The organism is Burkholderia sp. AU28863 (assembly GCF_002223195.1).
In the GTDB taxonomy this organism is placed as follows: Bacteria; Pseudomonadota; Gammaproteobacteria; order Burkholderiales; family Burkholderiaceae; genus Burkholderia; species Burkholderia sola.
The window spans coordinates 405061-430869 of the sequence record NZ_NKFE01000004.1 but is presented as its reverse complement, the minus strand read 5'-3'; the positions used below and the strand labels follow the sequence as shown (position 1 = coordinate 430869).

Below are 25809 nucleotides of genomic sequence, written 5' to 3'. Positions count from 1 at the left end.
GTTTTGCGTGCGCGGCGTGCGCGCCGCGCGTCACGCGAGAGTGGCGGCGGCGTTTCAAACCGCGCGGCGCGAAATTTCGCGGGCGAAAGAGGACGAGAAGCGCGGGCCGCGTTGTCACGACGGCCCGATGCGCGGTGCGCGGATCGTCAGTGCGCGCCCGCGTAGATCCACTCGAGCAGCGTGTCGTGCGCGGCGCGTGCGCCTTCCGCGCGATCGTCGTTGATGAAGCTGACCACGACGTAGCTCTGGCCGTCCGCGCCGGCGACGTAGCCGGCGATCGCGCGCACGTCGCGCAGCGTGCCGGTCTTGATGTGCGCGTTGCCGAGCACGCCCGCGTTGGTGAGGCGGTTCTTCATCGTGCCGTCGATGCCGGCGATGGGCAGCGAATCGACGAACGCCTGCGCGACGGGGCTCGCGTTCGCGGCTTGCAGCAGCGCGGCGAGCGACAGCGCGCTCACGTGCTCGTCGCGCGACAGCCCCGAGCCGTTCTCGAGCACGAGGTCGGGCATCGCGATGCCGTTCTTCTGCAGGAATGCCTGGATCGCGCGGCTCGACTGCTCGGGCGTCGCGGGCGGCTTGCCGCTGACCGCGCCGATCGTCAGGAACAGGTTGCGTGCCATCACGTTGTTGCTGAACTTGTTGATGTCGTAGACGATGCTGCCGAGCACCGGGCTGTGATGCACGGCGAGCGGCCGCGCGGTGGTCGGCACCTTGCCTTCGCTCACCGGCCCCGTGATCGTACCGCCGTCCTGCTGCCACAGCGCGAGGAAGCCGCGCGCGAAGAACGTCGTGTGATCGAGGATCGCGAGGTTGGTCGTGTGCGCGCCGCAGCGCAGCGGGTAGTCGCCGGCGAACGACGCGGTCATGATCCCGCCGCCGGCCGTCAGCGTCGGGCGTGCGGCCGCGGCGGCCGCGCTGCACGAGCCCGAGCCTTCGACGAGCTGGTTGTCGATCGACAGGTCCGCGAGCGGCGGCAGCACGTCGACGGCGACCTTGCCGTCGTCGCCCGGCGTGACCGTGAACGACACGGCCTTGAATGCGTACAGCAGCGGATCGGGGCCGACGTTGTAGGGTGCGCTCGCATCGTCGTCGAACGACGGCAGGTCGCGCGTCGACGCCGCGAAATAGCTCTTGTCGAGCACGAGGCCTCCGGCCACGCGCTTGACGCCGGCCTTGCGCAGCTTGTCGACGAGGTCGATCAACTCTTCGGGCACGAGCTTCGGATCGCCGGTGCCCTTGATGTACAGGTTGCCCTGCAGCGTGCCGTCGGGGTCGACCGTGCCGTCCGTGTACGCGGTCGTGCGCCAGCGGTAGTCGGGGCCGAGGATCGACAGGCCCGAGAAGGTCGTCACGAGCTTCATCGTCGAGGCCGGCAGCATCGGCCGGCTCGCATTCCATGCGATCAGCGGTTGCGGATCGCCGACGCGCTCGACCACCACGCTCATCGCCGACGCCGGCACCTTCGCGCGCTGCAGCGCGACGAGCACCGATGCGGGCAAGCCGGCCGCGCGCGCGGCCGGCGACACGACGGCGCTCTTGCGTGCTTCCTTGTGGAGTTTCTTGCGGGCCTGCGCGGACGGCGCGAACGCGAGCGCCGTGCAGGTGGCGACGACGGCGGCCGCCCGCAGGCAGACGCGGGCGCGGGGGGCGAACCGCGCGGAAAGGTCGGAAATCGGCATGGGCGAATACGGGAAAAGCAGGGGCTCGGGCAGGGCGCGCGGGGCGCCGAAGCGCACATTGTAGAGACAAGTCGCGGCAGGCCCCTTGCAATCCGCCTTACTGTTGCATTGCAGCGTGCCGCGCACGCGATTCGCGGCGCTACAATGGTCGCCGTGTTTGACTCGCCCCATGGATGCGTGGCCCGATGCGGATTCTGCTTGTCGAAGATGATCGAATGATTGCCGAGGGCGTGCGCAAGGCGCTGCGCTCGGACGGCTTTGCGGTCGACTGGGTGCAGGACGGCGACGCCGCGCTGACCGCGCTCGGCGGCGAGACGTACGATCTGCTGCTGCTCGATCTCGGGCTGCCGAAGCGCGACGGCATCGACGTGCTGCGCACGCTGCGCGGGCGCGGGCTGGCGCTGCCCGTGCTGATCGTCACCGCGCGCGACGCGGTCGCCGATCGCGTGAAGGGGCTCGACGCGGGCGCCGACGATTACCTCGTCAAGCCGTTCGATCTCGACGAGCTCGGCGCGCGGATGCGCGCGCTGATCCGCCGCCAGGCCGGGCGCAGCGAGTCGCTGATCCGCCACGGTGCGCTGACGCTCGATCCGGCCGCGCACCAGGTGACGCTCGACGGCGCGCCCGTCGCGCTGTCCGCGCGCGAGTTCGCGCTGCTCGAGGCGCTGCTCGCGCGGCCGGGCGCGGTGCTGTCGAAGAGCCAGCTCGAGGAGAAGATGTACGGCTGGGGCGAGGAGATCGGCAGCAACACGGTCGAGGTCTACATTCACGCGCTGCGCAAGAAGCTCGGCTCGGACCTGATCCGCAACGTGCGCGGGCTCGGCTACATGGTCGTCAAGGAAAGCTGACGCGTGCGGTCGATTCGTCATCAATTGCTGATCTGGCTGCTCGCGATCGTCGTCGCGGGCGTGGGCATGGCCGGCTGGCTCATCTATCGGCAGGCGCTCGCCGAGGCGAACGAACTGTTCGACTACCAGTTGCAGGAAATCGCCGCGGCGCTGCCGTCGGAGCCGTTCTCGCAGGTGTTCGGCTCGCGCACCAACGGCGACGAAGGCATCGTGATCCAGATCTGGAATCGCAACGGCGTGCTGATGTACTTCTCGCATCCGCGCGCGCCGATCGCGCCGCGCGCGGAGCTCGGCTTCTCGACCGAGCGCACCGATCGCGGCGAATGGCGCGTGTATGGCGCGATCGTCGGCGACAACGTCGTGCAGCTCGCGCAGCCGCTGTCGGTGCGCAACCGGCTGGCGGCGAACGTCGCGCTGCGCACGCTATGGCCGCTGATCGTGCTGCTGCCGTTCCTCGGTGCGGCGGTGTGGGGGATCGTCGGGCGCGGGCTCGCGCCGCTCGGCCGCGTGACGCGCGCGGTCGAGGCGCGCCGGCCGGAAGCGCTCGATCCGCTCCCCGACGGCCGGCTGCCGCTCGAGGTGCAGCCGCTCGTGCGAGCGCTGAACGGGCTGCTCGCGCGATTGTCGTCGGCGCTCGACACGCAGAAGGCGTTCGTCGCCGACGCCGCGCACGAATTGCGCACGCCGCTCGCGGCCGTGCAGATCCAGGCGCAGCTCGTCGCGCGCGCGAAGGACGATGCGTCGCGCCGCGAGGCGATCGCGGATCTCCAGGACGGCGTGTCGCGCGCGACGCGTCTGACCGAGCAACTGCTCGCGCTCGCACGCGCCGAGCCGGACGGCGCGACGATGCGCGAACCGGTCGACCTGCAGGCGCTGCTCGCCGAATGCGTGGCCGCGCATGCGCCGCTCGCGCAGCGGCACGACATCGATCTCGGCTTCGAGGAAACGCACGCGGCGAGCGTCGTCGCGGACGTCGGCGCGCTGCGCGTGATGTTCGGCAACCTGCTCGACAACGCGGTGAAGTACACGCCCGACGGCGGCCGCATCGACGTGTCGCTGACGCGCGACGCGGCCGGCCGCGCGTGCGTGCAGATCGCCGACAGCGGGCCGGGCATTCCGGCCGACGAGCGCGAGCGCGTGTTCGACCGCTTCTATCGCGACAGCACGGCGCGCGCGCGCACCGACGTGTCGGGCAGCGGTCTCGGGCTCGCGATCGTCAAGCGCGTGGCCGCGCAGCAGGGCGCGACGGTGTCGCTCGGCGATGCGGCCGCGGGCGGCCTGCTCGTCAGCGTCGTGTTCCGCGATGCCGAGATGCCGGCCCAGGCGCCGCAGCCTTCCGAATCCGCCTGAACGGGCCGTGCCAGCCCCGCGACGGAGGCCGCTTAAGCCCCGCTTAAGGCTGATTAAGCCTCCTTTAAGTCAGGGTCGTTACGCTGCGTCCTAACAACGAGGAGGTCCTACGATGAACACCCGATTCCTTGCGCGCGGCACCGTCGCGGTCGCCGTGGCGGCCGCCCTGTCGGCAGGCTATTTCGCCGGTACCCGCCGCGCCGATCCGCAGATCATCACGCCCGCGCAGGCCGCCATGATGCCGGCCGAAGCCGCCGCCAAGACCGGCATTCCCGATTTCTCCGGGCTCGTCGAGACCTACGGCCCGGCGGTCGTGAACATCAGCGCGAAGCATGTCGTGAAGCAGGTGTCGCGGCGCGCGCCGCAGCCGCAGCTGCCGATCGATCCGAGCGACCCGTTCTACCAGTTCTTCAAGCACTTCTACGGCCAGGTGCCGGGCATGGGCGGCGACGCGCAGCCGGACGACCAGCCCAGCGCGAGCCTCGGGTCGGGCTTCATCGTCAGCGCCGACGGGTACATCCTCACCAACGCGCACGTGATCGACGGCGCGAACGTCGTCACGGTCAAGCTGACCGACAAGCGCGAATACAAGGCGAAGGTCGTCGGCTCCGACAAGCAGTCCGACGTCGCCGTGTTGAAGATCGACGCGAGCGGCCTGCCGACCGTGAAGATCGGCGATCCGGCACAGAGCAAGGTCGGCCAGTGGGTCGTCGCGATCGGCTCGCCGTACGGCTTCGACAACACGGTCACGTCGGGCATCATCAGCGCGAAGTCGCGCGCGCTGCCGGACGAGAACTACACGCCGTTCATCCAGACCGACGTGCCGGTGAACCCCGGCAACTCGGGCGGCCCGCTGTTCAACCTGCAGGGCGAAGTGATCGGCATCAACTCGATGATCTACTCGCAGACGGGCGGCTTCCAGGGCCTGTCGTTCGCGATCCCGATCAACGAGGCGATCAAGGTGAAGGACGAACTCGTGAAGACGGGCCACGTGAGCCGCGGCCGTCTCGGCGTGGCCGTGCAGGGGCTGAACCAGACGCTCGCGAGCTCGTTCGGGCTGCCGAAGCCGGACGGTGCGCTCGTCAGCTCGGTCGACGCCAACGGTCCGGCCGCGAAGGCCGGCCTGCAGCCGGGCGACGTGATCCTCGCGGTCAACGGTTCGCCGGTCGCCGATTCGACGTCGCTGCCCGCGCAGATCGCGAACCTGAAACCGGGTTCGAAGGCCGACCTGCAGATCTGGCGCGACAAGTCGAAGAAGTCGATCAGCGTGACGCTCGGCGCGATGGCCGATGCGAAGCTCGCGTCGAACGACGGCGGGCCGGTCGAGCAGGGCCGCCTGGGTGTCGCGGTGCGGCCGCTGTCGCCGCAGGAGCGCAACGCCGACAACCTGTCGCACGGGCTGATCGTGCAGCAGGCCGGCGGGCCGGCCGCCAACGCGGGCATCCAGCCCGGCGACGTGATCCTCGCGGTGAACGGCCGCCCGGTCACGAGCCCCGAGCAGTTGCGCGACGCGGTGAAGGGCGCGGGCAACAGTCTTGCTCTCTTGATCCAGCGCGATAATGCACAGATCTTCGTGCCGGTCGACCTGAGCTGACCGGCCACGGCCGACGGCCGGCCCGGCCGGCCGCGGCGGGCGCCGCCGCCGCTCGATCGCGTGACGCTGCGCCCCGTATGTGTTCCGACCCCAAGGAGAGAGCCATGCAATATCTACGCAACGCGTCCCGATTTGCCGTCGCCGCGGCGCTGACCGTCGGCCTCGCGGCCGGTGCGACCGGCGCGTACGCGCAGTCGGACGGTCTGCCCGCCGCGAGCCAGCAAGGCGATATCAGCTATGTGTCGGGCGGTATCGGCAAGGACCAGTCGACGGCATTCCAGAATAACGAGGCGTCATGGCCGCTCGCGCTGCGCTTCACCGGCAAGGGCGGCGAGTTCCTGGCCGACGTCCATGTCCGGATCGTCGACGGCAAGGGCACCGAGGTGCTGGCGACCGACGCGCGCGGGCCGTACATGCTGGTGAAGCTGCCGCCGGGGCGCTATACGGTGCATGCGTCGTACCAGGGCAGCGACGAATCGCGCGCCGTCACGGTCGGCGCGAAGGGCGGCGCGAAAGCCGCGTTCCAGTGGAGTGCGCAGTAGCCGCCGGCGCGCGGCCCGGGCCCGGGACGCGCAATCGGACGCAGTTTCGCCCATAATGAAAGCCACGGCATGCGTGCCGTGGCTTTTTCGTTTCCTGCCCGGCCTGGCGGCCGCCCGAAGGAGAAACGATGTCCGATGCAGCCGACCCCCGACTCGAAATCGTGCCGAACCGTCATCGCGTGCGCGTGATCCATCGCGGCATCACGTATGCCGATTCGCACGGCGCGCTGACCGTGCGTGAAGCGGGGCTCCCGGACATCCACTACCTGCCGCGCAGCGACGTCAACATGCACCGGCTCGTGAAATCGGGCGTCACGACAGCCTGCCCGTTCAGGGGGCAGGCCGTACATTTCGATTTGCAGACGGAAGACGGCGTGATCGAGAACGCCGCATGGAGTTACGAAGAACCGAAGGAGGCGGCCGCCATGCTCGCGCACTACGTCGCCTTCGATGTCGCACGGGTCGACAGTCTCGTCGAGACGTCCTGATGCGGCGCGCGTTCATCGGGGAGGCGTCATGGAATTGAACGACACGTTACGCGTACCGCTCGCGCCGCCTGTCGTGCGGGAAGCGCTGGAGGATCTCGCGCTGCTGCGGGCGAGCTTCGATCATTGCGAATCGTTCGTGAAACTCGCGCACGGCGAGTTCGCGCTGACGATCACGGTGCCGCTCGGCCCGCTGCGCGCCCGCTACGACGTGCGCGCGCATGCGGCCGCCGAGCAGGGCGACGCGCAAGGGCAGTCGCGCCGCGTGCTGAACTTCAAGGCGCGGGCCGACGGCCTCGGCGCGCTGCGCGGCCAGGTCGAACTCGTGCTGATGCCGGATGACGAGGCGACCGCCACGCGAATCGAGTACGTGGTCTGGGCGACGGCGAGCGGGCCGCTCGCGGAGTTGCCGGGGCGGCAGATCGACAATGCGCTGCGCGAATGGACCGACACGTTCTTCCGCGAATTCTGCGCGGTCGTGCAGGCGAAGCACGGCCTCGCCCCGAATCGCGCGAGCGCCCCCGCACAGCGACGCCAGCATGTATTTCTGCGGCCGGCATCGCTGATGGCCGCAACGAAGCGTTCGCTGCCGCCGCACCTCGGCGGCACGCTGAGCGGGCGGGCGGCGAGCGCGCTCCGGCATCGCGATTCCGGCACGGTGCCCGTGTGGGCGTGGGCGGTGATGATCGTGTTCGTCGCGCTGCTGCTTTACGCGGCACGCTGGTTCAACGGCGGCTGAGCGGCCGCCCGGCTTTGCGTCACGACGTGTCCGCCGCCCGCGCGGCGGGCGTCACCGTCCCGCGTCGGTACCGGTGCCGGCGCCGCGAAATTCCCTTCGATACGCAGACGGCGACGTGCCGAGCGCGCCCGCGAAATGCTGGCGCAGCGACACGCTCGAGCCGTAGCCGGCCGCCTGCGCGATCGCGTCGATCGATTGTCCGGTGGTTTCGAGCAGATGCTGCGCGCGCGCGAGCCGCTCGGCCTGCAGCCACGCGGTGACGGTCGTGCCCGTCGCCTGGCGGAAGTGGCGCGTGAACGTGCGCCGGCTCATCAGCACGCGTTCGGCGAGCGAATCGACGCTGTGCGCGGCGTCGAGATGGGCGCGCACCCAATCGAGCAGGCTCGCGAGCCGGGCGTCGCGCGGGTGCGCGGCGACCGGCTGCGGCACGTACTGGGCCTGGCCGCCCTGGCGGTGCGGCGGGATCACGAGGCGGCGCGCGATCCGGTTCGCGGCGTCCGAGCCGAAGCGCCGCCGCACGACGTGCAGGCAGCAGTCGAGGCCTGCCGCCGTGCCGGCCGACGTCATCAGGTTGCCGTCGCTTACGTACAGCACGTCGGGATCGAGTTTCACGCGCGGAAAGCGCTGCGCGAAATCGTCGGCCCACGCCCAGTGCGTGGTGGCCGGGCGGCCGTCGAGCAGGCCGGCCGCGGCGAGCACGTAGGCGCCGAGGCACAGGCCGACGAGCTCGGCGCCGCGCGCGGCGACCGCACGCACTGCATCGAGCAGCGCGTCGGGCGGCGTTTCGTCCGGGTCGCGCCAGGAAGGCACGATGACGATATCCGCATCGTCGAGCGCGTCGAGCCCGTACGGCGCGGTGATCGTGAAGCCGCCCGTCGTCGCGAGCGGGCCGCGCTCGGCCGAGCAGACGCGGAATTCGAACACGGGCGACACGGCCGCATCGCGTTCCTTGCCGAACACGACCGACGGCACCGACAGGTGGAACGGGCTGATGCCGTCGTACGCGATCACGGCGACGACGGTCGGTGCGGACATGGCAAACGGGGTGGACGCGGCGGCGGGCATGGCGGACTCCGGAACGGCGATGGCCCGATTTTATCGAAGAATGGCTATCGGGCCACTATCGGCGCACGCCACGCGGTCCGACAATGCATCGCATCGCACTGCTGGCCGCCCTGCTCCGGGGCGGGGCAGCGCCTCCCGACCAGGAGCCCGCCATGTCGAACACCGTCCCGCATTCCGCTTCCCGTCCCGCCAACCGCCGCGCACTGATCGTGATCGACGTCCAGAACGAATACGTGACGGGCAACCTGCCGATCGAATATCCGCCGCTCGACGTGTCGCTCGCGAACATCGGCCGTGCGATCGACGCCGCGCACGCGGCCGGCGTGCCGGTGATCGTGGTGCAGCACGTCGCGCCGGCCGGCGCGCCGATCTTCGCGCCCGGCAGCGACGGCGTCGCGCTGCACGCGGTGGTCGCCAGCCGGCCGTACGCGCACCGGATCGAAAAGGCGCACGCAAGCTCGTTCGCCGGCACCGATCTCGCCGCGTGGCTCGACGCGCACGGGATCGACACGCTCGCGGTGGCCGGCTACATGACGCACAACTGCAATGCGTCGACGGTCTATCACGCGGCGCATGCGGGGCTGAAGGTCGAGTACCTGAACGACGCGACGGGCACGCTGCCTTACGAGAACGAAGCGGGTGCGGTGAGCGCCGAAGAGATTCATCGCGCGTACGGGGTGGTGTTCCAGTCGAATTTCGCGGCGGTGATGTCGACCGACGCATGGATCGCGGGACTGGCCGGCGCGCCGATGCCGGCGCGCGATTCGGTGGCCGCCTCGAACCGGCGGGCCCGCGCGCGGCGCGCGGAGGCGGCCTGACCCGGCGCGGCGGCGCGGCGCGCGATGCGCCGCGCGCTCAGTCGCCGTCCTTCAGCATCGCCGGGCTGTAGCGCAGCATGTCGAAGCAGCCGTCGACGAGCTTTTCCGCATGCTGCTCGGCGTCGATCTCGTCAGGCAGCATCAGCATGTCGCGCACGAAGCCGCTGACGAGCGTGTGCAGCATCAGCGTCGCGCGCCACGTATCGAGCCGCTCGGGCAGCAGCTCGAGCCCCACGGCCACCGCGAGATCGGCGTCGATCATGTGCAGCGCCTCGCTCATCCCCGCGCGGTTGCGCTGCAGCAGCGGCTCCATGTCCGCGACGTATTCGCACTTCATGAACAGGATGCTGAACACGCGCCGCAGCTGCGGGTCGCGCTGCACGCCGAGCAGGCACCAGATCAGGATCTGGCGCACCTTCTCGAGCGGATTGCCGCCCGGCGCGTCGAGCGGCATCCGCTTCAGTTCGTCGATCGGCAGGAACACGCGGTCGAACATCGCATCGAACAGTTCGCTCTTGTTCGCGAAATGCCAGTAGATCGCGCCGCGCGTCACGCCGGCGTGCTTGGCGATGTCCGCGAGCGACGTGTGCGACACGCCTTTCTCGAAGAACACGTGTTCGGCGGCGTCGAGAATGCGATTGCGCGTCTCGAGTGCCTCCTCCTTGGTACGTCTGACCATGTGCAGGCCTGATTGGATCGATCGTCGGTGAATAGAGGGTCGCCACCCCTCGTCGCCGTCATGCAGACGGGCTATGCTTGCTTCCGGTAACAATTCGTAAGACTAGACAACCGGTGGCGTACAAACGGGCTTTTTACATACATTCGTGAATGTATATACAATACCACCCTACGATCGAATGACCCAAGTGGCAATCAGTTAATATCCCACTCTGCTGATTCCCGCCCTAGTACTTGTCCGCAGTTCGCGGCATCCCGTCGGCATGGAGGTCTCGTGCCGACTTGCTGTATCCAGTAGTCCAGTAATTCAGGTGTTCGATCAGCGCCGCGAGGCGCATCCGTGTTGCGCTCCGCTCGGGCGCGGCACTCATTCCATTGGTTATACACAGAGGTCGCTCCATGCGCGTCGAACGGGTTCCATACCGCTTAATCACTGTCGCGACGGCCGCCGTTTTCCTGGCCGCGTGCGGGAAGAAAGAATCGGCACCGCCGCCGCAAACGCCGGAAGTCGGCGTCGTCACCGTCCAGCCGCAAGCCGTACCGGTCTTCACCGACCTGCCGGGCCGCACCAGTGCATTCCTCGTCGCGCAGGTCCGTGCGCGGGTCGACGGCATCGTGCTGCGCCGTGAATTCACCGAAGGCACCGACGTCAAGGCCGGTCAACGCCTCTACAAGATCGATCCGGCGCCGTACATCGCCGCGCTGAACAGCGCGAAGGCGACGCTCGCGAAGGCGCAGGCGAATCTCGTCACGCAGAACGCACTGGTCGCGCGCTACAAGGTGCTGGTCGCCGCGAACGCGGTCAGCAAGCAGGACTACGACAACGCGGTCGCCACGCAGGGCCAGGCCGCGGCGGATGTCGCGGCCGGCAAGGCGGCGGTCGACACCGCGCAGATCAACCTCGGCTATACGGATGTCGTGTCGCCGATCAGCGGCCGCGTCGGCATCTCGCAGGTGACGCCGGGCGCGTACGTGCAGGCGAGCCAGGCGACGCTGATGTCGACGGTGCAGCAGCTCGATCCGGTGTACGTCGACCTCACGCAGTCGAGCCTCGAAGGGCTGAAGCTGCGTCAGGACGTGCAGAGCGGCCGTCTGAAGACGAGCGGTCCGGGCGCGGCGAAGGTGTCGCTGATCCTGGAAGACGGCAAGACCTATTCGGAAGCCGGCAAGCTGCAGTTCTCGGACGTGACGGTCGACCAGACCACCGGCTCGGTGACGATCCGCGCGGTGTTCCCGAACCCGGGCAAGGTGCTGCTGCCGGGGATGTTCGTGCGCGCGCGGATCGAGGAAGGCGTGAACGAGAACGCGTTCCTGGTGCCGCAGATCGGCGTCACGCACGACCAGAAGGGGCAGGCGATCGCGATGGTGGTGAACGCCAGCAACAAGGTCGAGCCGCGTCCGCTGAAGACGACCGGCATGCAAGGCCAGAACTGGATCGTCGAAGGCGGTCTGCAAGCGGGCGATCACGTGATCGTGCAAGGCGTCGACAAGGTGCGCCCGGGCGCGACCGTGAAGACGGTCCCCGCGCAGCTCGCACCGGCGGCCGATGCCGCCTCGGGTGCTGCTGCCCCCGCCGCGCCGGCCGCCGCCGGGTCCGGCGCCGCTGCCGCTTCCGGTGCCGCCGCATCGGGCGCCGCGCCGGCGAGTGCTGCCGCTGCCTCGAGCGCGAAATAACAGGGAGCCTGTTTCATGGCAAAGTTTTTTATCGATCGCCCGATCTTCGCGTGGGTGATCGCCATCATCCTGATGCTGGCCGGGGTTGCGGCGATCTTCACGCTGCCGATCTCGCAGTATCCGACGATCGCGCCGCCATCGATCCAGATCACCGCGAACTACCCGGGCGCTTCCGCGAAGACGGTGGAAGACACGGTGACGCAGGTGATCGAGCAGCAGATGAGCGGTCTCGACAACTTCCTGTACATGTCGTCGACGAGTGACGACTCGGGCAACGCGACGATCACGCTGACCTTCGCGCCGGGCACCAACGCCGACATCGCGCAGGTCCAGGTGCAGAACAAGCTGTCGCTCGCGACGCCGGTTCTGCCGCAGGTCGTGCAGCAGCTCGGTCTGTCGGTCACGAAGTCGAGCAGCAGCTTCCTGCTGGTGCTCGCCTTCAACTCCGAAGACGGCAGCATGAACAAGTACGACCTCGCGAACTTCGTGGCGTCGCACGTGAAGGATCCGATCAGCCGGTTGAACGGCGTCGGTACCGTCACGCTGTTCGGCTCGCAGTACGCGATGCGGATCTGGCTCGACCCGAACCGCCTGACCAACTACGGCCTCACGCCGGTCGACGTCAGCTCGGCGATCACCGCGCAGAACGTGCAGATCGCGGGCGGCCAGATCGGCGGCACGCCGGCGAAGCCGGGCACCGTGCTGCAGGCGACGATCACCGAATCGACGCTGCTGCAGACGCCCGAGCAGTTCGGCAACATCCTGCTGAAGGTCAACCAGGACGGCTCGCAGGTTCGCCTGAAGGACGTCGCGCAGATCGGCCTCGGCGGCGAAAACTACAACTTCGACACGAAGTACAACGGTCAGCCGACCGCGGCACTCGGTATCCAGCTCGCGACCAACGCGAACGCGCTCGCGACCGCGAAGGCCGTGCGCGCGAAGATCGACGAGCTCGCACCGTTCTTCCCGCACGGCCTCGTCGTGAAGTATCCGTACGACACGACGCCGTTCGTGAAGCTGTCGATCGAGGAAGTGGTCAAGACGCTGCTCGAAGGTATCGTGCTCGTGTTCCTCGTGATGTACCTGTTCCTGCAGAACCTGCGCGCGACGATCATCCCGACGATCGCGGTGCCGGTCGTGCTGCTCGGTACGTTCGCGATCATGTCGATGGTCGGCTTCTCGATCAACACGCTGTCGATGTTCGGTCTCGTGCTCGCGATCGGCCTGCTGGTCGATGATGCGATCGTGGTGGTCGAGAACGTCGAGCGCGTGATGGCGGAAGAGGGGCTGTCGCCGAAGGAGGCGACCAGGAAGGCGATGGGCCAGATCACCGGCGCACTCGTCGGCGTGGCGCTCGTGCTGTCGGCGGTGTTCGTGCCGGTGGCGTTCTCCGGCGGGTCGGTCGGCGCGATCTATCGTCAGTTCTCGCTGACGATCGTGTCGGCGATGGTGCTGTCGGTGCTGGTCGCGTTGATCCTGACGCCGGCACTGTGCGCGACGATCCTCAAGCCGATCCCGCAAGGGCATCACGAAGAGAAGAAGGGCTTCTTCGGCTGGTTCAACCGCACGTTCAACACCAGCCGCGACAAGTACCACGTCGGCGTGCACCACGTGATCAAGCGCTCGGGCCGCTGGCTCATCATCTATCTGGTCGTGATCGTCGCGGTCGGGCTGCTGTTCGTGCGCCTGCCGAAGTCGTTCCTGCCCGATGAAGACCAGGGCCTGATGTTCGTGATCGTGCAGACGCCGTCGGGTTCGACGCAGGAAACGACCGCGAAGACGCTCGCGAACATTTCCGACTACCTGCTGAAGGACGAGAAGGAAATCGTCGAATCGGCGTTCACGGTCAACGGCTTCAGCTTCGCGGGCCGCGGCCAGAACTCCGGTCTCGTGTTCGTGCGCCTGAAGGACTATTCGCAGCGTCAGCATGCGAACCAGAAGGTGCAGGCGCTGATCGGCCGGATGTTCGGTCGTTACGGGAGCTACAAGGACGCGCTCGTGATCCCGTTCAACCCGCCGTCGATTCCGGAACTCGGTACGGCTGCCGGCTTCGACTTCGAGCTGACGGACAACGCCGGCCTCGGCCACGACGCGCTGATGGCCGCGCGTAACCAGCTGCTCGGGATGGCGTCGAAGGATCCGACGCTGCAGGGTGTCCGTCCGAACGGCCTGAACGACACGCCGCAGTACAAGGTCGACATCGACCGCGAGAAGGCGAATGCACTGGGCGTGACGGCGGATGCGATCGACCAGACGTTCTCGATCGCGTGGGCGTCGAAGTACGTGAACAACTTCCTCGACACCGACGGCCGGATCAAGAAGGTGTACGTGCAGGCCGACGCGCCGTTCCGGATGACGCCGGAAGACATGAACATCTGGTACGTGCGCAACGGGTCGGGCGGGATGGTGCCGTTCAGCGCGTTCGCGACCGGTCACTGGACGTACGGTTCGCCGAAGCTCGAGCGCTACAACGGCGTGTCGGCGATGGAAATCCAGGGCCAGGCCGCACCGGGCAAGTCGACCGGTCAGGCGATGGCGGCGATGGAAACGCTCGCGAAGAAACTGCCGGTCGGTATCGGCTATTCGTGGACGGGCCTGTCGTTCCAGGAAATCCAGTCGGGCTCGCAGGCGCCGATTCTGTACGCGATCTCGATCCTCGTCGTGTTCCTGTGTCTCGCGGCGCTGTATGAAAGCTGGTCGATCCCGTTCTCGGTGATCATGGTCGTGCCGCTCGGCGTGATCGGTGCGCTGCTTGCGGCCACGATGCGTGGCCTCGAGAACGACGTGTTCTTCCAGGTCGGCCTGCTGACCACCGTGGGCTTGTCCGCGAAGAACGCGATCCTGATCGTCGAATTCGCGCGCGAACTGCAGCAGACGGAGAAGATGGGGCCGATCGAGGCCGCGCTGGAAGCGGCGCGCCTGCGGCTGCGCCCGATCCTGATGACGTCGCTCGCGTTCATTCTCGGCGTGCTGCCGCTCGCGATCAGCAACGGCGCGGGTTCGGCCAGCCAGCATGCGATCGGCACGGGCGTGATCGGCGGGATGATCACGGCGACGTTCCTCGCGATTTTCATGATCCCGATGTTCTTCGTGAAGATCCGTGCGATCTTCAGCGGCGAGAAGGAAGATGCCGACGAGGCGCTGCGCCTGGCTCAGGAGCACTCGCACCACGAAGAGAAGCCGGGCAACGGCGACCAAGGCAACAAGGGACAGTGATGATGCAAAAACACGCTTTGACTGCAATCGCAGTCGCGCTCTTTGCCACGGGCTGCACGATGGCGCCGCATTACAAGCGGCCCGACGCGCCCGTCGCGCAGGCGTACCCGGCCGGCGGCGTCTACGCGACGCAGCCCGGCGCGGCCGGCGCGCGCAGCGCGAACGGCCAGGCGGCGACTGCCATCGGCTGGCGCGAGTTCTTCGTCGATCCGCGCCTGCAGCGGCTGATCGAGATCGCGCTGAAAAACAATCGCGACCTGCGCGTGTCGGTGCTGAACATCGAGGCCGCGCGTGCGCAGTACCAGATCACGCGCGCGGGGCTGTTCCCGACGCTCGACGGTACGGGCACGGGCAGCATCCAGCGTTTCCCGGCCGGCGTATCGCAGACAGGCCAGCCGCTGATTTCGCGTACCTACAACGTCGGATTGTCGGCGTCGTGGGAGCTCGACCTGTTCGGTCGCGTGCAGAGCCTGAAGGACCAGGCGCTCGCGCAGTACCTGTCGACGTCGTACGCACGGCAGGCGTCCGAGATCTCGCTGGTGTCGCAGGTGGCGGATCAGTACCTGACGCTGCTGTCGACCGATGACCTGCTGAAGGTCACGGAGGACACGCTGAAGACCGCGCAGGCGTCGTACGACCTGACCAAGCTGCAATTCGACAACGGGACGGGTTCCGAGCTCGAGCTGCGTCAGGCGCAGACGGTGGTCGAGACGGCGCTTGCGAACCAGCAGGCGCAGGCACGTGCTCGCGCGCAGGCGCTGAACGCGCTGGTGCTGCTGATCGGCGAGCCGCTGCCGGACGACCTGCCGGCGGGCATGCCGCTCGACGCGCAGAACCTGCTGACGGACGTGCCGGCTGGCCTGCCGTCGGACTTGCTCACGCGTCGTCCGGACGTGATGCAGGCCGAGCAGACGCTGCTGGCCGCGAACGCGAACATCGGCGCGGCGCGTGCGGCATTCTTCCCGAAGATCTCGCTGACAGCCGCGTTCGGCACCGCGAGCCCGACGCTGGGCGGCCTGTTCAAGGCCGGCACGGCGGCGTGGTCGTTCGCGCCGAACATCGCACTGCCGATCTTCGAGGGCGGGCAGAACATCGCGAACCTGGACCTCGCGAACGTGCAGAAGCGCATCGAGATCGCGAACTACGAGAAGGCGATCCAGTCGGCGTTCCGCGAAGTGTCGGACGGGCTTGCCGCACGCGGCACGTACGACCAGCAGATCGCGGCGCTGGAGCGCAACGAGCACGCGCAGCAGCGTCGCTTCGATCTGTCCGACCTGCGTTACAAGAACGGTGTGGACAGCTACCTGTCGGTGCTGACCGCGCAGACGGATCTGTACTCCGCACAGCAGTCGCTGATCAGCGCGCGCCTGGCGCGCTGGACGAATCTGGTCGATCTGTACCGCGCGCTCGGCGGCGGCTGGATCCAGCGCGCGGGCGAAGCGCCGCGCGCGCCGGATGCACCGGTCGACTACGACAAGGCGGCGGCCCCTGCGCCTGCGTCGGCGGCAGCGAACGGGTAAGCACCGAGAAGGGCGGGCGCGGGTTACCGCGCTTGCGCTTCGAACCGGCTGTATGCGCAAGAGAAAACGCCACGGACGAAAGTCCGTGGCGTTTTCTCTTGCGCTGTCGGATCGCGCGGTGAATCAAGCAAAACGCCACGGCATGCCGTGGCGTTTTTCGTTACTGCGTTGAGCCGTCGTTCGGCGCGGCGCAATCAGTGGTGTACGTCGGCGGGCCGTCCGTCGAAGTCGTGCCCCGCGCGCCGAATCTCGCAGCGCGCATCCTTTTCGCCTTTCACGCCGTTGAACACGATGTTCAGGATCACGGCCGACGCCGACGCGAGCAGGATACCGCTGTGCAGGATCGGCGCGAGCGCGGGCGGCAGCTTCGAGAAGAAGTGCGGCGACACGACCGGCACGAGGCCCATCCCGACGCTCACGGCGACGATGAACAGGTTGTGCGAGTTGTTCACGAAGTCGACCTTCGACAGCACCTTGATGCCGTTCGCGGCGACCATCCCGAACATCACGATGCCTGCGCCGCCGAGCACGAACGGCGGCACCGACGCGACGACCTGCGCCATCTTCGGGAACAGCCCGAGCAGCACGAGGATCACGCCGCCCGTCGCACACACGAAGCGGCTCTTCACGCCCGTCACGCCGATCAGGCCGACGTTCTGCGAGAACGACGTATGCGGGAACGAGTTGAAGATGCCGCCGATCAGCGTGCCGAGGCCGTCGACGCGCAGGCCGCGCACGAGGCGCTCCTGGTTGACCGGGCGATCGACCATGTCGCCGACCGCGAGGAACATGCCGGTCGATTCGATGAACGTGACGAACATCACCGTGACCATCGTCACGATCGACAACGGGTCGAAGTGCGGCCAGCCGAAGTGGAACGGCATCACGAAGCCGACCCATGGTGCAAGCGACACGCCTTCAGTGTTCACACGGCCGATCGCGAACGCGATCACGAAACCGGCGACGATGCCGAGCAGCACCGAGATGTTCGCGATGAAGCCGCGGCCGAACTTGTTGATCAGCAGGATCAGCGTGAGCACGAGCAGCGACAGGCCGAGATAGACAGGGCTGCCGTACTCGGGATTGCCGACGCCGCCGGCCGCCCAGTTGATGCCCACTTCCATCAGCGACAGCCCGATCACCGCGATCACCGTGCCGACCACCACGGGCGGGAAGAACCGCAACAGCTTGCCGATCGTCGGCGCGAGCACGATGCCGATGATGCCGGCCGCGATGGTCGAACCGAAGATGTCGAGAATGCCGAGGCCCGGGTTCGTGCCGATCGCGATCATCGGGCCGACGGCCGCGAACGTGCAGCCCATGATGACGGGCAGGCGGATCCCGAAGATCCACAGGCCGAGCGTCTGGATCAGCGTGGCGATGCCGCACGAAAACAGATCGGCGCTGATCAGGAACGCGATCTGGTCTTTCGGCAGCTTGAGCGCCGCGCCGACGATAAGCGGCACGGCGACGGCGCCGGCGTACATGACGAGGACGTGTTGCAGGCCAAGCGTTACCAGCTTGCCGGTCGGCAGCACCTCATCGCACGGATGGACCGTGTTCGATTGCATCTGTCTCACTCCATGATCTTGTTTTCGGGGTGATACGAAGTTATTCGGATTGAATCCATGCAACAAGAGCACTGGGTTCTATTCCGTTCTTTGCTGGTTCGATATGCCATTTCGGTATGGAACAGGGGGGCGATCATCGGGAAACTGCCGCGGGAGTGAGGTGTACCGGTTTTATAGCGCTTCAAAATAGCGCCGGCCCCCCTGTCAAATATGGGGTGCTTTATGGTGTGTATCGGGCGGGCCGCATAGTGGCAAAAAGCGGTGTGCGCAAATCGTGCCGGGTTAACCCGCGAACAGCCGCTTTTGCGTGCAAGGTGCAGCCCGGTGGAGCGCGGCGGCCAGACCGCACGTTCGATGCGTCGAAGCGGCGGCAAAAAGCGGGGCGCGCATCGCGATCCCGTTATCATCGACATCCGTTCATTCGAATCCCGCTTACCTCATGCGCCTGCTCGGAATCGACCTCGGCACCGGCTCCGTCAAACTCGTCACGCTCGATGCCGACGGCGTCGAGCGGGCCGTCGCGAGCGAACCTTACGGGTTGTCGTCGCCGCAGCCCGGCTGGGCGGAAATCGCGCCCGACGCGTGGTGGCAGGCGCTCGTGCGCGCGGCCGCGCGGCTGCCGGCCGACGAGCGTGCGCAGGTCGCGGCGATCGGCTTTTCGGGCCAGATGCATGGCGTCGTGCTGATCGACGCGGCCGGCCAGCCGGTGCGGCCCGCGCTGCTGTGGCCGGACACGCGCGCGGTGCGCGAGGCGGACGCGGCCGGCTGGCCCGTCGCCGGATTACCCGTCGCCCCGAACCCCGTCGCCCCGAACCCCGTCGCCCCGAACCCCGTCGCGCCCGGCATGGCGGGCCCGCTGTTGCGCTGGCTCGCACTGCACGAGCCCGACGCGCTGCGCGCCGCGCGCTGGGCCGTGCAGCCGAAGGACTGGCTGCGCATCGCGCTCGGCGGTGACGTCGCCGCGGACCCGAGCGACGCGTGCGCAACGGCGCTCGCGACGCCCGACGGCGCGTGGGACAGTGCATTGATCGACACGCTCGGCCTGCCGGCCGACCGCTTCGCGCCGGTTCGCGCGTCCACGGCGCGCTGTGGCGTGCTCGGCGCGCAGGCCGCAGCCGCGCTCGGTCTGCCGGCCGGCGTGCCGCTCGCGACGGGCGCGGCCGATACCGCGTGCGCGGCGCTCGGCAGCGGGCTGGCCGTGGCAGGCGATGCGTTGCTGACGACCGGCAGCGGTGGGCAGATCGTCGTGCTCGCGGATGCGTTGCCGCCCGCGCGGCGCGGCTTGCATCGCTATCGTGCGGCGACGGGCGGCGGCTATTACACGATGGCGGCGATGCAGAACGTCGGGCTCGCGCTCGAAGCCGTGCGCGGCTGGCTTGGCTACGCGCGATGGGCCGATGCCTATGACGACGCGTTCGCGCAACCGGCGTCCGAGCGGCTGTGCTTCCTGCCGTACCTGACCGGCGAGCGTTCGCCGTGGATGAATCCGGATGCGCGCGGCGGCTGGCTCGGCCTCGGGCTCGGCGACACGCGCGGCGCAATGATGCGCGCCGCGTTCGAAGGCGTCGCGTTCGCGCTGCGCGCGGGGCTCGATGCGATCCGCGACGCCGATCGTCGCGACGCGGTGACGACGCTGCGCCTCGCGGGCGGCGGCTCGGTCGATCCGCGCTGGCGCCAGTTGCTTGCCGATGCGCTCGGCGCGTCGCTGCACGCGATCGATTGCCCGAACGCCGCGACGCGCGGCGCCGCATTGCTCGCGGGCGTCGCGATCGGGCATTGGCGTGAAGAGGCGTTGCGCGCGCTGGCGCCGAGCGCATCGCCGGTCGCGGCACCGCACGACGACCGTCTGCTGGCCGCACGCCATGCGCGCTTCGTCGATCTGTACGCGCGCACGGATGCATGGTTCACGACGGGCGTTTAAACTCGGACGCTTGTTCTTTTGCGCCAGCGATGACGCATCCTGGCAAGCCGACGACCGTTTCGCGCACGCGATGCGCGGCGGGAGCGGCCATCATGGCGAGCACGATATTGTTGCGCCGTGCCATGCGGCACGGTTTCTACGCCTTGCATGAAACCCCGGCCGGCGTCGACGCGCCGGCCCGGGCCGACCTCACAGACACACAGGAGTGACACGATGAAAACGAAAGCCGCGATTGCATGGAAGGCCGGTGCGCCGCTGACGATCGAGGAAGTCGATCTCGAAGGGCCGCGCGCCGGCGAAGTGCTGATCGAAGTGAAGGCGACGGGCATCTGCCACACCGACTACTACACGCTGTCGGGCGCCGATCCGGAAGGGATCTTCCCGGCGATCCTTGGCCATGAAGGCGCGGGCGTGGTGGTCGACGTCGGCCCCGGCGTCGGCACCGTGAGGAAGGGCGACCACGTGATTCCGCTCTACACGCCCGAATGCCGCGAGTGCAAGTTCTGCCTGTCGCGCAAGACCAACCTGTGCCAGAAGATCCGCGCGACGCAGGGCAAGGGCCTGATGCCCGACGCGACGTCGCGCTTCTCGCTCGACGGCAAGCCGCTGTTCCACTACATGGGTACGTCGACGTTCTCGAACTACATCGTCGTGCCGGAAATCGCGGTCGCGAAGGTGCGCGAGGACGCGCCGTTCGACAAGATCTGCTACATCGGCTGCGGCGTGACGACGGGCGTCGGCGCGGTCGTGTACTCGGCGAAGGTCGAGGCGGGTGCGAACGTGGTCGTGTTCGGCCTCGGCGGGATCGGCCTGAACGTGATCCAGGGCGCGAAGATGGTCGGCGCGGACAAGATCATCGGCGTCGACATCAACCCGAAGCGCGTCGAGCTCGCGAAGAAGTTCGGGATGACGCACTTCATCAACCCGAACGAAGTCGAGAACGTCGTCGACCACATCGTGCAGCTGACCGACGGCGGCGCCGACTACTCGTTCGAATGCGTCGGCAACGTGAAGCTGATGCGCCAGGCGCTCGAATGCACGCACAAGGGCTGGGGCCAGTCGTTCATCATCGGCGTGGCGGCAGCGGGCGAGGAGATCAGCACGCGTCCGTTCCAGCTGGTGACGGGCCGCGAGTGGAAGGGTTCCGCGTTCGGCGGCGCGCGCGGGCGTACCGACGTGCCGAAGATCGTCGACTGGTACATGGAAGGCAAGATCAACATCGACGACCTGATCACGCACACGCTGCCGCTCGAGCGGATCAACGAAGGCTTCGACCTGATGAAGGCCGGCGAGTCGATCCGCTCGGTCGTGCTGTACTGATCGAGAGGGCGCGACCATGCTCGAACTCGTTTCAGCGCACGCATGCCACGGCGGCGAGCAGCGTTTCTACCGTCACGATTCGGCGGCCATCGGCCTGCCGATGAAGTTTTCGGTGTATCTGCCGCCGCAGGCTGCGCACGGGCGCGTGCCGGCGCTGTTCTATCTCGCGGGACTCACGTGCACCGACGAGACGTTCGCGATCAAGGGCGGCGCGCAGCAGTACGCGGCGCAGCACGGCATCGCGCTCGTGATGCCCGATACGAGCCCGCGCGGCGCGGGTGTGCCGGGCGAGACCGATGCGTGGGACTTCGGTGTCGGCGCGGGTTTCTACGTCGATGCGACCGAAGCGCCGTGGTCGACGCATTACCGGATGGAATCGTACGTGACGGGCGAGTTGCGCGAACTCGTCGCGGCCGAACTGCCGATCGACGGCGCGCGGCTCGGCATCTTCGGTCACTCGATGGGCGGGCACGGCGCGCTGACGCTCGCGTTGCGTCATCCGGGCCTGTACCGGTCGGTGTCTGCGTTCGCGCCGATCGCCGCGCCGACGCGCTGCCCGTGGGGCGAGAAGGCGTTCTCCGGCTACCTCGGCGCCGATCGCGAGACGTGGAAGGCACATGACGCGAGCGAGCTGGTCGCACGCGCCGATGCGCCGAAGTTCGCGGACGGCATCCTCGTCGATCAGGGGCTCGCCGATCAGTTCCTCGCGAACCAGTTGAACCCCGACGTGTTCGAAGCCGCGTGCGCGAAGGCGGGCCAGCCGCTGACGCTGCGCCGCCATCCGGGCTACGACCACGGCTACTACTTCATCTCGACGTTCATCGCCGATCACCTCGCGCATCACGCACGCGTGCTGGCGCGGTGAGCCGTCCCTGACGCCACGTCGTTGCGCTTCAACGGGCGACGTGGCTGTCATCCATCGTTACGCATTCTACCGGGGCATTCGCCCGGAAAAATCACCTGCCGTCGCAAATTCGTACTCGTTCTATAGGATGCCAAATCGATTCACCGAATAACGACCGACGATTTAATCGTGGTGAATTTGTTTGAGCGAGGCTTTGGCCTGAATGAGCGACAGGAAGGGCGAGGTGTTAAACAATTCCCCGAACGGTCGTCCCCTTCGCTTCGTCATTCATGTCGCATGTGTCATCGGATTGCTCGTCGTTGTCACGATCACCGGGAACAAGTATGCGTGGATGCACGAAATCGATCCATCCGTCGCGCTCGACGCGATCAAGGGCGAAGCCGGCGACCATACGCTGGTCAGTTATGCACTGCTCATGGTGGTTGCGATCACACAGATCGTGTTGCTCGCGAGGTCCAGGGCCACAGGCGCCAAACCCTGGGTCGGGTTCCTGATGCTCGCGGCAACGGCGGTGTGCGCATGGAAAACGATCACGTAACACCATCCCCACGCATGCGAGTCGTCATGCCCTGCGCAACAGGCTCGCCCCGTACACGAGCGCCGACAGCGCGGTGATCCAGAAGCTCGTCGGCCAGTCGGTGTGATACGCGAGCACGATGCCGGCCCACGCTTCGAACAGTGCGAACAGCGCGGCGAGCAGCACACCCGTCGACAGTCGCGTCGACACGTTCTGCGCGGCCGCGGCCGGCCCAACCAGCAGCGTGAACACGAGCAGCACGCCGACGATCTGCGTCGCCGCGGCCACCGCGAGCGCGCATACCGCGAGGAACAGCATCGACACCGTGCGGAGCGACACACCCTTCGCTTCGGCGAGTTCGGGCTGCAGCGAGGCGAACAGCAGCGGCCGCGCGATCAGCGCGAGCGCGGCGAGGCTCACCGCGCCGATGCCCGCGAGCACCGCGAGCGTGTCGTGACTGACCGCGAGCACGTTGCCGAACAGCAGCGCGGTGACCTGCGTCGCGAACGACGTGTAGAAATGCAGGAACAGCAGGCCGAAGCCGAGCGCGCCGGACAGGATCACGCCGATCGCGACGTCGCGGCCCGCGAGCTTTTCGCCGAGCGCGCCCATGCCGATCCCGGCCGCGAGCGTGAAGCCGACCATCCCCCAGATCGGCGAGATGCCGAGCAGCACCGCGCCCGTCGCGCCGGTGAAGCCGACGTGCGACAGCGCGTGGCCGGCGAAGGTCTGCCCGCGCAGCACCAGGAAATAGCCGACGATGCCAGCGAGCACCGCGACGATCCCCGACGCGGCGAACGCGTTGATCATGAAGTCGTATTCAAACATCGTGCGAATGCCCGGGATGAGCGTGTCCGTGGTGGTGATGGCCGTGGCCGCCGCCACCGCCGTGCGAATGGCCGTCGTCGTCCTCGTGTTCGTGATCGTGCTTTTCGATTTCGACGTCGCCCGACATCACGAAGATCTTGCCGTTCACGCGCATCACGTCGATCGGCGATCCATAGAGCCTCGACAGCACGGGCTTCGTGATCACCTCGTCGACGGTGCCGAGCGCGGCCACGCCGTTGCCGAGATACAGCACGCGGTCGAGCGCGTTCAGCAGCGGATTCAGTTCGTGCGCTGAGAACAGCACGGTGATGCCGAGCTCGCGCTGCACGTTGCGCACGAGTTCGACGACGCCGCGCTGGTGGTTCGGATCGAGGCTGATCAGCGGCTCGTCGAGCAGCAGCAGCTTCGGGTTGCCGAGCAGGCATTGCGCGAGCAGCAGGCGCTGCCGTTCGCCGCCCGACAGTTCGGACAGCGGCCGGCGCGCGAGCGACGGGCCGCCGACGAGATCGAGCACGCGATCGACGTCGCGGCGCGTGGCCGCGTTCGTGTGCGGCAGGCCCCAGCGATGGCCGTCGGCGGCCATCGCGACGAAATCGTAGCCGCGCATCCGGCGGTTCGCGAGGCCGCTTCTGATCTGCGGCATGTAGCCGATCGACGCGTTGCCGCGCGCGACCGGCACGCCGCCGACCGACAGCGTGCCGGCCGACACGGGGACGAGGCCGAGCACCGCGCGCATCAGCGTCGTCTTGCCCGCGCCGTTCGGTCCGAGCACGCCGACGAATTCGCCGGGCTCGATCGAGAAGCTGACGTCGCGCAGGATCGTGCGGCCGCCCAGTTCGAGCGTGACGCGATCGAGTGCGAGGGCGTGGGGAGTGGCGGTCATGTCGTAACGGTCGTCTTCTATTACTTGCCGGCTGAGAGCGCGCTGCCGAGCGCGTCGAGCTGGCCGATCATCCATTGCTGGAATGTCTTGCCGGCCGGCTGCGTCTCGGTGACGCTGACGGTCGGCACGCCGCCGTCGCGCGCGATCTTCAGCATGCGCTTGGTCATCGGTTCTTCGGCCTGGCTGTTGTAGATCAGCGCGCGCACCTGCTTCTTGCGCAGGTCGCCCTCGAACGCGGCGACGTCTTGCGCGCTCGCCTCGGTGTCGTTCATCGTCGCGAGCTGGAAGCGCTGGTTGCGCATGTCGAGGCCGATCGCGTCCGACATGTAGCCGAACACGGGCTCGGTGGCCGTGACCGGCACGCCCTTGTACTTCGCGCGCAGCGCGGCGACCTTGTCGTCGACGGGCTTCAGCGATGCAACGAACTTCTGCAGGTTCGCATCGTACTCGGCCTGGTTCGCCGGGTCGGCGCGGCCGAGTTCGGCCGCGATCGCGCGTGCGGCCGCCGGCATCGTCGCCGGGTCGTACCACAGGTGCGGGTTGTCGCCGGCCTTCTTGCCGACCAGATCGGCGACGACGATCGTCGCGCGCTTCGCCTGCTTCGATGCGCCGAGCAGCTTGCCCATCCACGGATCGTAGTCCGCGCCGTTGTAGATCACGACCTGTGCGTGCTGCAGCGCGCGGGCCGTCTTCGGGCTCGCTTCGAACAGGTGCGGATCCTGGTCCGGATTGCTGAGGATGCTCGTGACCGCGACGTGGCGGCCGCCGATCTGCGACGCGACGTCGCCGTAGAAATTCTCGGCGGCGACGACGTTGACGGTCGCCGCCTGCGCGAACGCGGGCGCGGCGAACGACAGCGCGGCGACGGCGGCGGCGAGCCAGCGGACAGGCGACAGGGCGCGCCGCGGCGCGCGCTTCAGGGCAATGGACATGGAACTCCTCGTTGGAAGGGCGGCGCGGGCGCCGCGCGATGCGGCGTCAGCGCTGCGCGGGCTTGCGCTTGCAGTGCCCGCACAGGCCGTTCAGCTCGACGACCTGGTGATGGACTTCGAATCCGTGCGCGGGCTCGCTCGCGGACAATTGTTTCGCGAGGTCGCTGCCGGGAATCTCGACGGTGTCGCCGCACGAATCGCAGATCAGGAACTGGCCTTCGTGCGGCACCCCGATCTCGCAGCACGCGAGGAACGCGTTCTTCGATTCGATCCGGTGGATGAAGCCGTGCTCGACGAGGAAATCCAGCGCGCGGTAGACGGTTGTCGGCGGCACGCGGCCGCGTTGCGGTTCGAGTTCCGCGAGCAGGTCGTACGCGCCGATCGGGCGCTGCGCGGCCAGCACGCGTTCGTAGACCTGGCGGCGCAGCGGCGTCCACGCGAGCCCGTGCTCGGCGGCGAATGCGTCGGCCCGGGACAGCCGGGCGTCAATGGACGATGAGGTAGCCATGGCGTGAAGCAGGGCGATGAAACACAGTATCGCGATGATATAACGTATCGCCGCGCCGTGCAGCGCGAATTCCATTTTCCGTCGTCGCTCCGTCCCCTTCATCGTCGATGCCACTGCGCCGCACCGCGCGCTTTCCGCCTTGCGGTGCGGGCGCGTCGCCGCGTCGTCGCGCGCCCTCGTGCCGCAGCGCGTCATAGAAAGCCGCCGCGTCGTCTTGACAGCGCGTATCGCGTATCCGATCATTCGATCACTAACA

23 protein-coding genes are annotated in these 25809 nt (G+C 67.9%); 14 read left to right on the top strand and 9 right to left on the bottom strand.

The genetic code is table 11. The annotated features are described in order from the left end of the window. Nucleotides 1-146 precede the first annotated feature (146 nt). Entirely contained in the window at nucleotides 147-1679 is a 1533-nt protein-coding gene (gene dacB / locus CFB81_RS13525; protein WP_089435566.1) for a D-alanyl-D-alanine carboxypeptidase/D-alanyl-D-alanine-endopeptidase, read from the bottom strand. A 185-nt stretch (nucleotides 1680-1864) separates the two neighbouring features. Here dacB and CFB81_RS13520 point away from each other — a divergent pair, with 185 nt between their 5' ends. The 6 genes from CFB81_RS13520 (at nucleotide 1865) to CFB81_RS13495 (ending at nucleotide 7237) form a co-directional block, all read left to right on the top strand. Beyond that, nucleotides 1865-2527, top strand: a complete 663-nt coding sequence (locus tag CFB81_RS13520; protein ID WP_050014536.1) for a response regulator — start codon at nucleotides 1865-1867, stop codon at nucleotides 2525-2527. A gap of 3 nt (nucleotides 2528-2530) precedes the next feature. Further along, nucleotides 2531-3877 carry an ATP-binding protein gene (locus tag CFB81_RS13515; protein ID WP_089435565.1) on the top strand — a complete coding sequence of 449 codons (1347 nt, stop codon included), beginning with the start codon at nucleotides 2531-2533 and terminating at the stop codon, nucleotides 3875-3877. Nucleotides 3878-3989: 112 nt separating this feature from the next. Further along, complete coding sequence (locus tag CFB81_RS13510; protein WP_089435564.1) at nucleotides 3990-5471, top strand: DegQ family serine endoprotease; 1482 nt, start codon at nucleotides 3990-3992, stop codon at nucleotides 5469-5471. Between the two features lie 104 nt (nucleotides 5472-5575). Beyond that, nucleotides 5576-6013: a carboxypeptidase-like regulatory domain-containing protein gene (locus tag CFB81_RS13505; protein WP_089435563.1), complete on the top strand. Its 438-nt coding sequence runs from the start codon at nucleotides 5576-5578 to the stop codon at nucleotides 6011-6013. Nucleotides 6014-6141: 128 nt separating this feature from the next. Next, nucleotides 6142-6501 (top strand): DUF427 domain-containing protein, encoded by a 360-nt coding sequence (locus CFB81_RS13500; RefSeq protein WP_089435562.1) that lies wholly within the window; start codon nucleotides 6142-6144, stop codon nucleotides 6499-6501. A 28-nt stretch (nucleotides 6502-6529) separates the two neighbouring features. Next, nucleotides 6530-7237, top strand: coding sequence for a CoxG family protein (locus CFB81_RS13495; RefSeq protein ID WP_089435561.1), 708 nt, complete (start codon nucleotides 6530-6532; stop codon nucleotides 7235-7237). A gap of 51 nt (nucleotides 7238-7288) precedes the next feature. On the opposite strand, the gene CFB81_RS13490 is transcribed toward CFB81_RS13495, so the two are convergent. After that, entirely contained in the window at nucleotides 7289-8302 is a 1014-nt protein-coding gene (locus tag CFB81_RS13490; protein ID WP_089435560.1) for a helix-turn-helix domain-containing protein, read from the bottom strand. A 152-nt stretch (nucleotides 8303-8454) separates the two neighbouring features. On the opposite strand from CFB81_RS13490, the gene CFB81_RS13485 reads away from it, so the two are divergent. After that, a complete protein-coding gene (locus tag CFB81_RS13485; RefSeq protein WP_089435842.1) occupies nucleotides 8455-9120 on the top strand; it encodes a cysteine hydrolase family protein in 666 nt (221 codons plus the stop codon). A gap of 37 nt (nucleotides 9121-9157) precedes the next feature. Here the strand turns inward: CFB81_RS13485 and CFB81_RS13480 are convergent, their stop codons facing one another. Then, nucleotides 9158-9799 carry a TetR family transcriptional regulator gene (locus tag CFB81_RS13480; protein WP_089435559.1) on the bottom strand — a complete coding sequence of 214 codons (642 nt, stop codon included), beginning with the start codon at nucleotides 9797-9799 and terminating at the stop codon, nucleotides 9158-9160. A gap of 398 nt (nucleotides 9800-10197) precedes the next feature. Here CFB81_RS13480 and CFB81_RS13475 point away from each other — a divergent pair, with 398 nt between their 5' ends. Genes CFB81_RS13475 through CFB81_RS13465 form a run of 3 tightly spaced genes read left to right on the top strand, consistent with a single transcriptional unit; the run spans nucleotide 10198 to nucleotide 16208 of the window. Continuing rightward, the gene (locus tag CFB81_RS13475; RefSeq protein WP_089435558.1) at nucleotides 10198-11472 is read left to right on the top strand and encodes an efflux RND transporter periplasmic adaptor subunit; all 1275 of its coding nucleotides are present in this window, start codon (nucleotides 10198-10200) and stop codon (nucleotides 11470-11472) included. A gap of 15 nt (nucleotides 11473-11487) precedes the next feature. Continuing rightward, complete coding sequence (gene bpeB / locus CFB81_RS13470; protein WP_089435557.1) at nucleotides 11488-14688, top strand: efflux RND transporter permease BpeB; 3201 nt, start codon at nucleotides 11488-11490, stop codon at nucleotides 14686-14688. Beyond that, entirely contained in the window at nucleotides 14688-16208 is a 1521-nt protein-coding gene (locus CFB81_RS13465; protein WP_089435556.1) for an efflux transporter outer membrane subunit, read from the top strand. The genes bpeB and CFB81_RS13465 overlap by 1 nt, the downstream gene beginning before the upstream one ends. A gap of 194 nt (nucleotides 16209-16402) precedes the next feature. Here the strand turns inward: CFB81_RS13465 and CFB81_RS13460 are convergent, their stop codons facing one another. Beyond that, on the bottom strand, nucleotides 16403-17779 hold the full coding sequence (locus CFB81_RS13460; RefSeq protein ID WP_050016976.1) for a nucleobase:cation symporter-2 family protein: 1377 nt from the start codon (nucleotides 17777-17779) through the stop codon (nucleotides 16403-16405). A gap of 439 nt (nucleotides 17780-18218) precedes the next feature. Between CFB81_RS13460 and CFB81_RS13455 the strand changes: the two genes are divergently transcribed. Continuing rightward, nucleotides 18219-19700 carry a xylulokinase gene (locus CFB81_RS13455; RefSeq protein ID WP_089435554.1) on the top strand — a complete coding sequence of 494 codons (1482 nt, stop codon included), beginning with the start codon at nucleotides 18219-18221 and terminating at the stop codon, nucleotides 19698-19700. Here the strand turns inward: CFB81_RS13455 and CFB81_RS36085 are convergent. After that, nucleotides 19684-19824 (bottom strand): hypothetical protein, encoded by a 141-nt coding sequence (locus CFB81_RS36085; RefSeq protein ID WP_179234902.1) that lies wholly within the window; start codon nucleotides 19822-19824, stop codon nucleotides 19684-19686. The genes CFB81_RS13455 and CFB81_RS36085 overlap by 17 nt on opposite strands. 89 nt (nucleotides 19825-19913) lie before the next feature. Between CFB81_RS36085 and CFB81_RS13450 the strand changes: the two genes are divergently transcribed. The 3 genes from CFB81_RS13450 to CFB81_RS13440 all read left to right on the top strand — a co-directional run bounded on the left by CFB81_RS13450 (nucleotide 19914) and on the right by CFB81_RS13440 (nucleotide 22423). After that, nucleotides 19914-21020 carry an S-(hydroxymethyl)glutathione dehydrogenase/class III alcohol dehydrogenase gene (locus tag CFB81_RS13450; protein WP_006483756.1) on the top strand — a complete coding sequence of 369 codons (1107 nt, stop codon included), beginning with the start codon at nucleotides 19914-19916 and terminating at the stop codon, nucleotides 21018-21020. Between the two features lie 16 nt (nucleotides 21021-21036). Continuing rightward, nucleotides 21037-21885, top strand: coding sequence for an S-formylglutathione hydrolase (gene fghA / locus CFB81_RS13445; protein ID WP_089435553.1), 849 nt, complete (start codon nucleotides 21037-21039; stop codon nucleotides 21883-21885). 202 nt (nucleotides 21886-22087) lie between these two features. Then, on the top strand, nucleotides 22088-22423 hold the full coding sequence (locus CFB81_RS13440) for a hypothetical protein (protein ID WP_143328592.1): 336 nt from the start codon (nucleotides 22088-22090) through the stop codon (nucleotides 22421-22423). Nucleotides 22424-22447: 24 nt separating this feature from the next. On the opposite strand, the gene CFB81_RS13435 is transcribed toward CFB81_RS13440, so the two are convergent. The 4 genes from CFB81_RS13435 to CFB81_RS13420 are packed head-to-tail and all read right to left on the bottom strand — an operon-like array spanning nucleotide 22448 to nucleotide 25553. Further along, nucleotides 22448-23230 carry a metal ABC transporter permease gene (locus CFB81_RS13435; RefSeq protein ID WP_089435841.1) on the bottom strand — a complete coding sequence of 261 codons (783 nt, stop codon included), beginning with the start codon at nucleotides 23228-23230 and terminating at the stop codon, nucleotides 22448-22450. Next, entirely contained in the window at nucleotides 23223-24113 is an 891-nt protein-coding gene (locus CFB81_RS13430) for an ABC transporter ATP-binding protein (RefSeq protein WP_089435551.1), read from the bottom strand. The genes CFB81_RS13435 and CFB81_RS13430 overlap by 8 nt, the downstream gene beginning before the upstream one ends. Nucleotides 24114-24133: 20 nt before the next feature. Continuing rightward, the gene (locus CFB81_RS13425) at nucleotides 24134-25045 is read right to left on the bottom strand and encodes a metal ABC transporter solute-binding protein (protein ID WP_089435550.1); all 912 of its coding nucleotides are present in this window, start codon (nucleotides 25043-25045) and stop codon (nucleotides 24134-24136) included. A gap of 46 nt (nucleotides 25046-25091) precedes the next feature. After that, a complete protein-coding gene (locus CFB81_RS13420; RefSeq protein WP_050017093.1) occupies nucleotides 25092-25553 on the bottom strand; it encodes a Fur family transcriptional regulator in 462 nt (153 codons plus the stop codon). Between the last annotated feature and the right edge of the window lie 256 nt (nucleotides 25554-25809).

Bases quoted from the DNA above. Each gene is read 5' to 3' on its own strand.
- dacB (WP_089435566.1), bottom strand. From the start codon at position 1,679: ATGCCGATTTCCGACCTTTCCGCGCGGTTCGCCCCCCGCGCCCGCGTC.
- CFB81_RS13520 (WP_050014536.1), top strand. From the start codon at position 1,865: ATGCGGATTCTGCTTGTCGAAGATGATCGAATGATTGCCGAGGGCGTG.
- CFB81_RS13510 (WP_089435564.1), top strand. From the start codon at position 3,990: ATGAACACCCGATTCCTTGCGCGCGGCACCGTCGCGGTCGCCGTGGCG.
- CFB81_RS13505 (WP_089435563.1), top strand. From the start codon at position 5,576: ATGCAATATCTACGCAACGCGTCCCGATTTGCCGTCGCCGCGGCGCTG.
- CFB81_RS13500 (WP_089435562.1), top strand. From the start codon at position 6,142: ATGTCCGATGCAGCCGACCCCCGACTCGAAATCGTGCCGAACCGTCAT.
- CFB81_RS13495 (WP_089435561.1), top strand. From the start codon at position 6,530: ATGGAATTGAACGACACGTTACGCGTACCGCTCGCGCCGCCTGTCGTG.
- CFB81_RS13490 (WP_089435560.1), bottom strand. From the start codon at position 8,302: ATGCCCGCCGCCGCGTCCACCCCGTTTGCCATGTCCGCACCGACCGTC.
- CFB81_RS13485 (WP_089435842.1), top strand. From the start codon at position 8,455: ATGTCGAACACCGTCCCGCATTCCGCTTCCCGTCCCGCCAACCGCCGC.
- CFB81_RS13480 (WP_089435559.1), bottom strand. From the start codon at position 9,799: ATGGTCAGACGTACCAAGGAGGAGGCACTCGAGACGCGCAATCGCATT.
- CFB81_RS13475 (WP_089435558.1), top strand. From the start codon at position 10,198: ATGCGCGTCGAACGGGTTCCATACCGCTTAATCACTGTCGCGACGGCC.
- bpeB (WP_089435557.1), top strand. From the start codon at position 11,488: ATGGCAAAGTTTTTTATCGATCGCCCGATCTTCGCGTGGGTGATCGCC.
- CFB81_RS13465 (WP_089435556.1), top strand. From the start codon at position 14,688: ATGATGCAAAAACACGCTTTGACTGCAATCGCAGTCGCGCTCTTTGCC.
- CFB81_RS13460 (WP_050016976.1), bottom strand. From the start codon at position 17,779: ATGCAATCGAACACGGTCCATCCGTGCGATGAGGTGCTGCCGACCGGC.
- CFB81_RS13455 (WP_089435554.1), top strand. From the start codon at position 18,219: ATGCGCCTGCTCGGAATCGACCTCGGCACCGGCTCCGTCAAACTCGTC.
- CFB81_RS36085 (WP_179234902.1), bottom strand. From the start codon at position 19,824: ATGGCACGGCGCAACAATATCGTGCTCGCCATGATGGCCGCTCCCGCC.
- CFB81_RS13450 (WP_006483756.1), top strand. From the start codon at position 19,914: ATGAAAACGAAAGCCGCGATTGCATGGAAGGCCGGTGCGCCGCTGACG.
- fghA (WP_089435553.1), top strand. From the start codon at position 21,037: ATGCTCGAACTCGTTTCAGCGCACGCATGCCACGGCGGCGAGCAGCGT.
- CFB81_RS13440 (WP_143328592.1), top strand. From the start codon at position 22,088: ATGAGCGACAGGAAGGGCGAGGTGTTAAACAATTCCCCGAACGGTCGT.
- CFB81_RS13435 (WP_089435841.1), bottom strand. From the start codon at position 23,230: ATGTTTGAATACGACTTCATGATCAACGCGTTCGCCGCGTCGGGGATC.
- CFB81_RS13430 (WP_089435551.1), bottom strand. From the start codon at position 24,113: ATGACCGCCACTCCCCACGCCCTCGCACTCGATCGCGTCACGCTCGAA.
- CFB81_RS13425 (WP_089435550.1), bottom strand. From the start codon at position 25,045: ATGTCCATTGCCCTGAAGCGCGCGCCGCGGCGCGCCCTGTCGCCTGTC.
- CFB81_RS13420 (WP_050017093.1), bottom strand. From the start codon at position 25,553: ATGGCTACCTCATCGTCCATTGACGCCCGGCTGTCCCGGGCCGACGCA.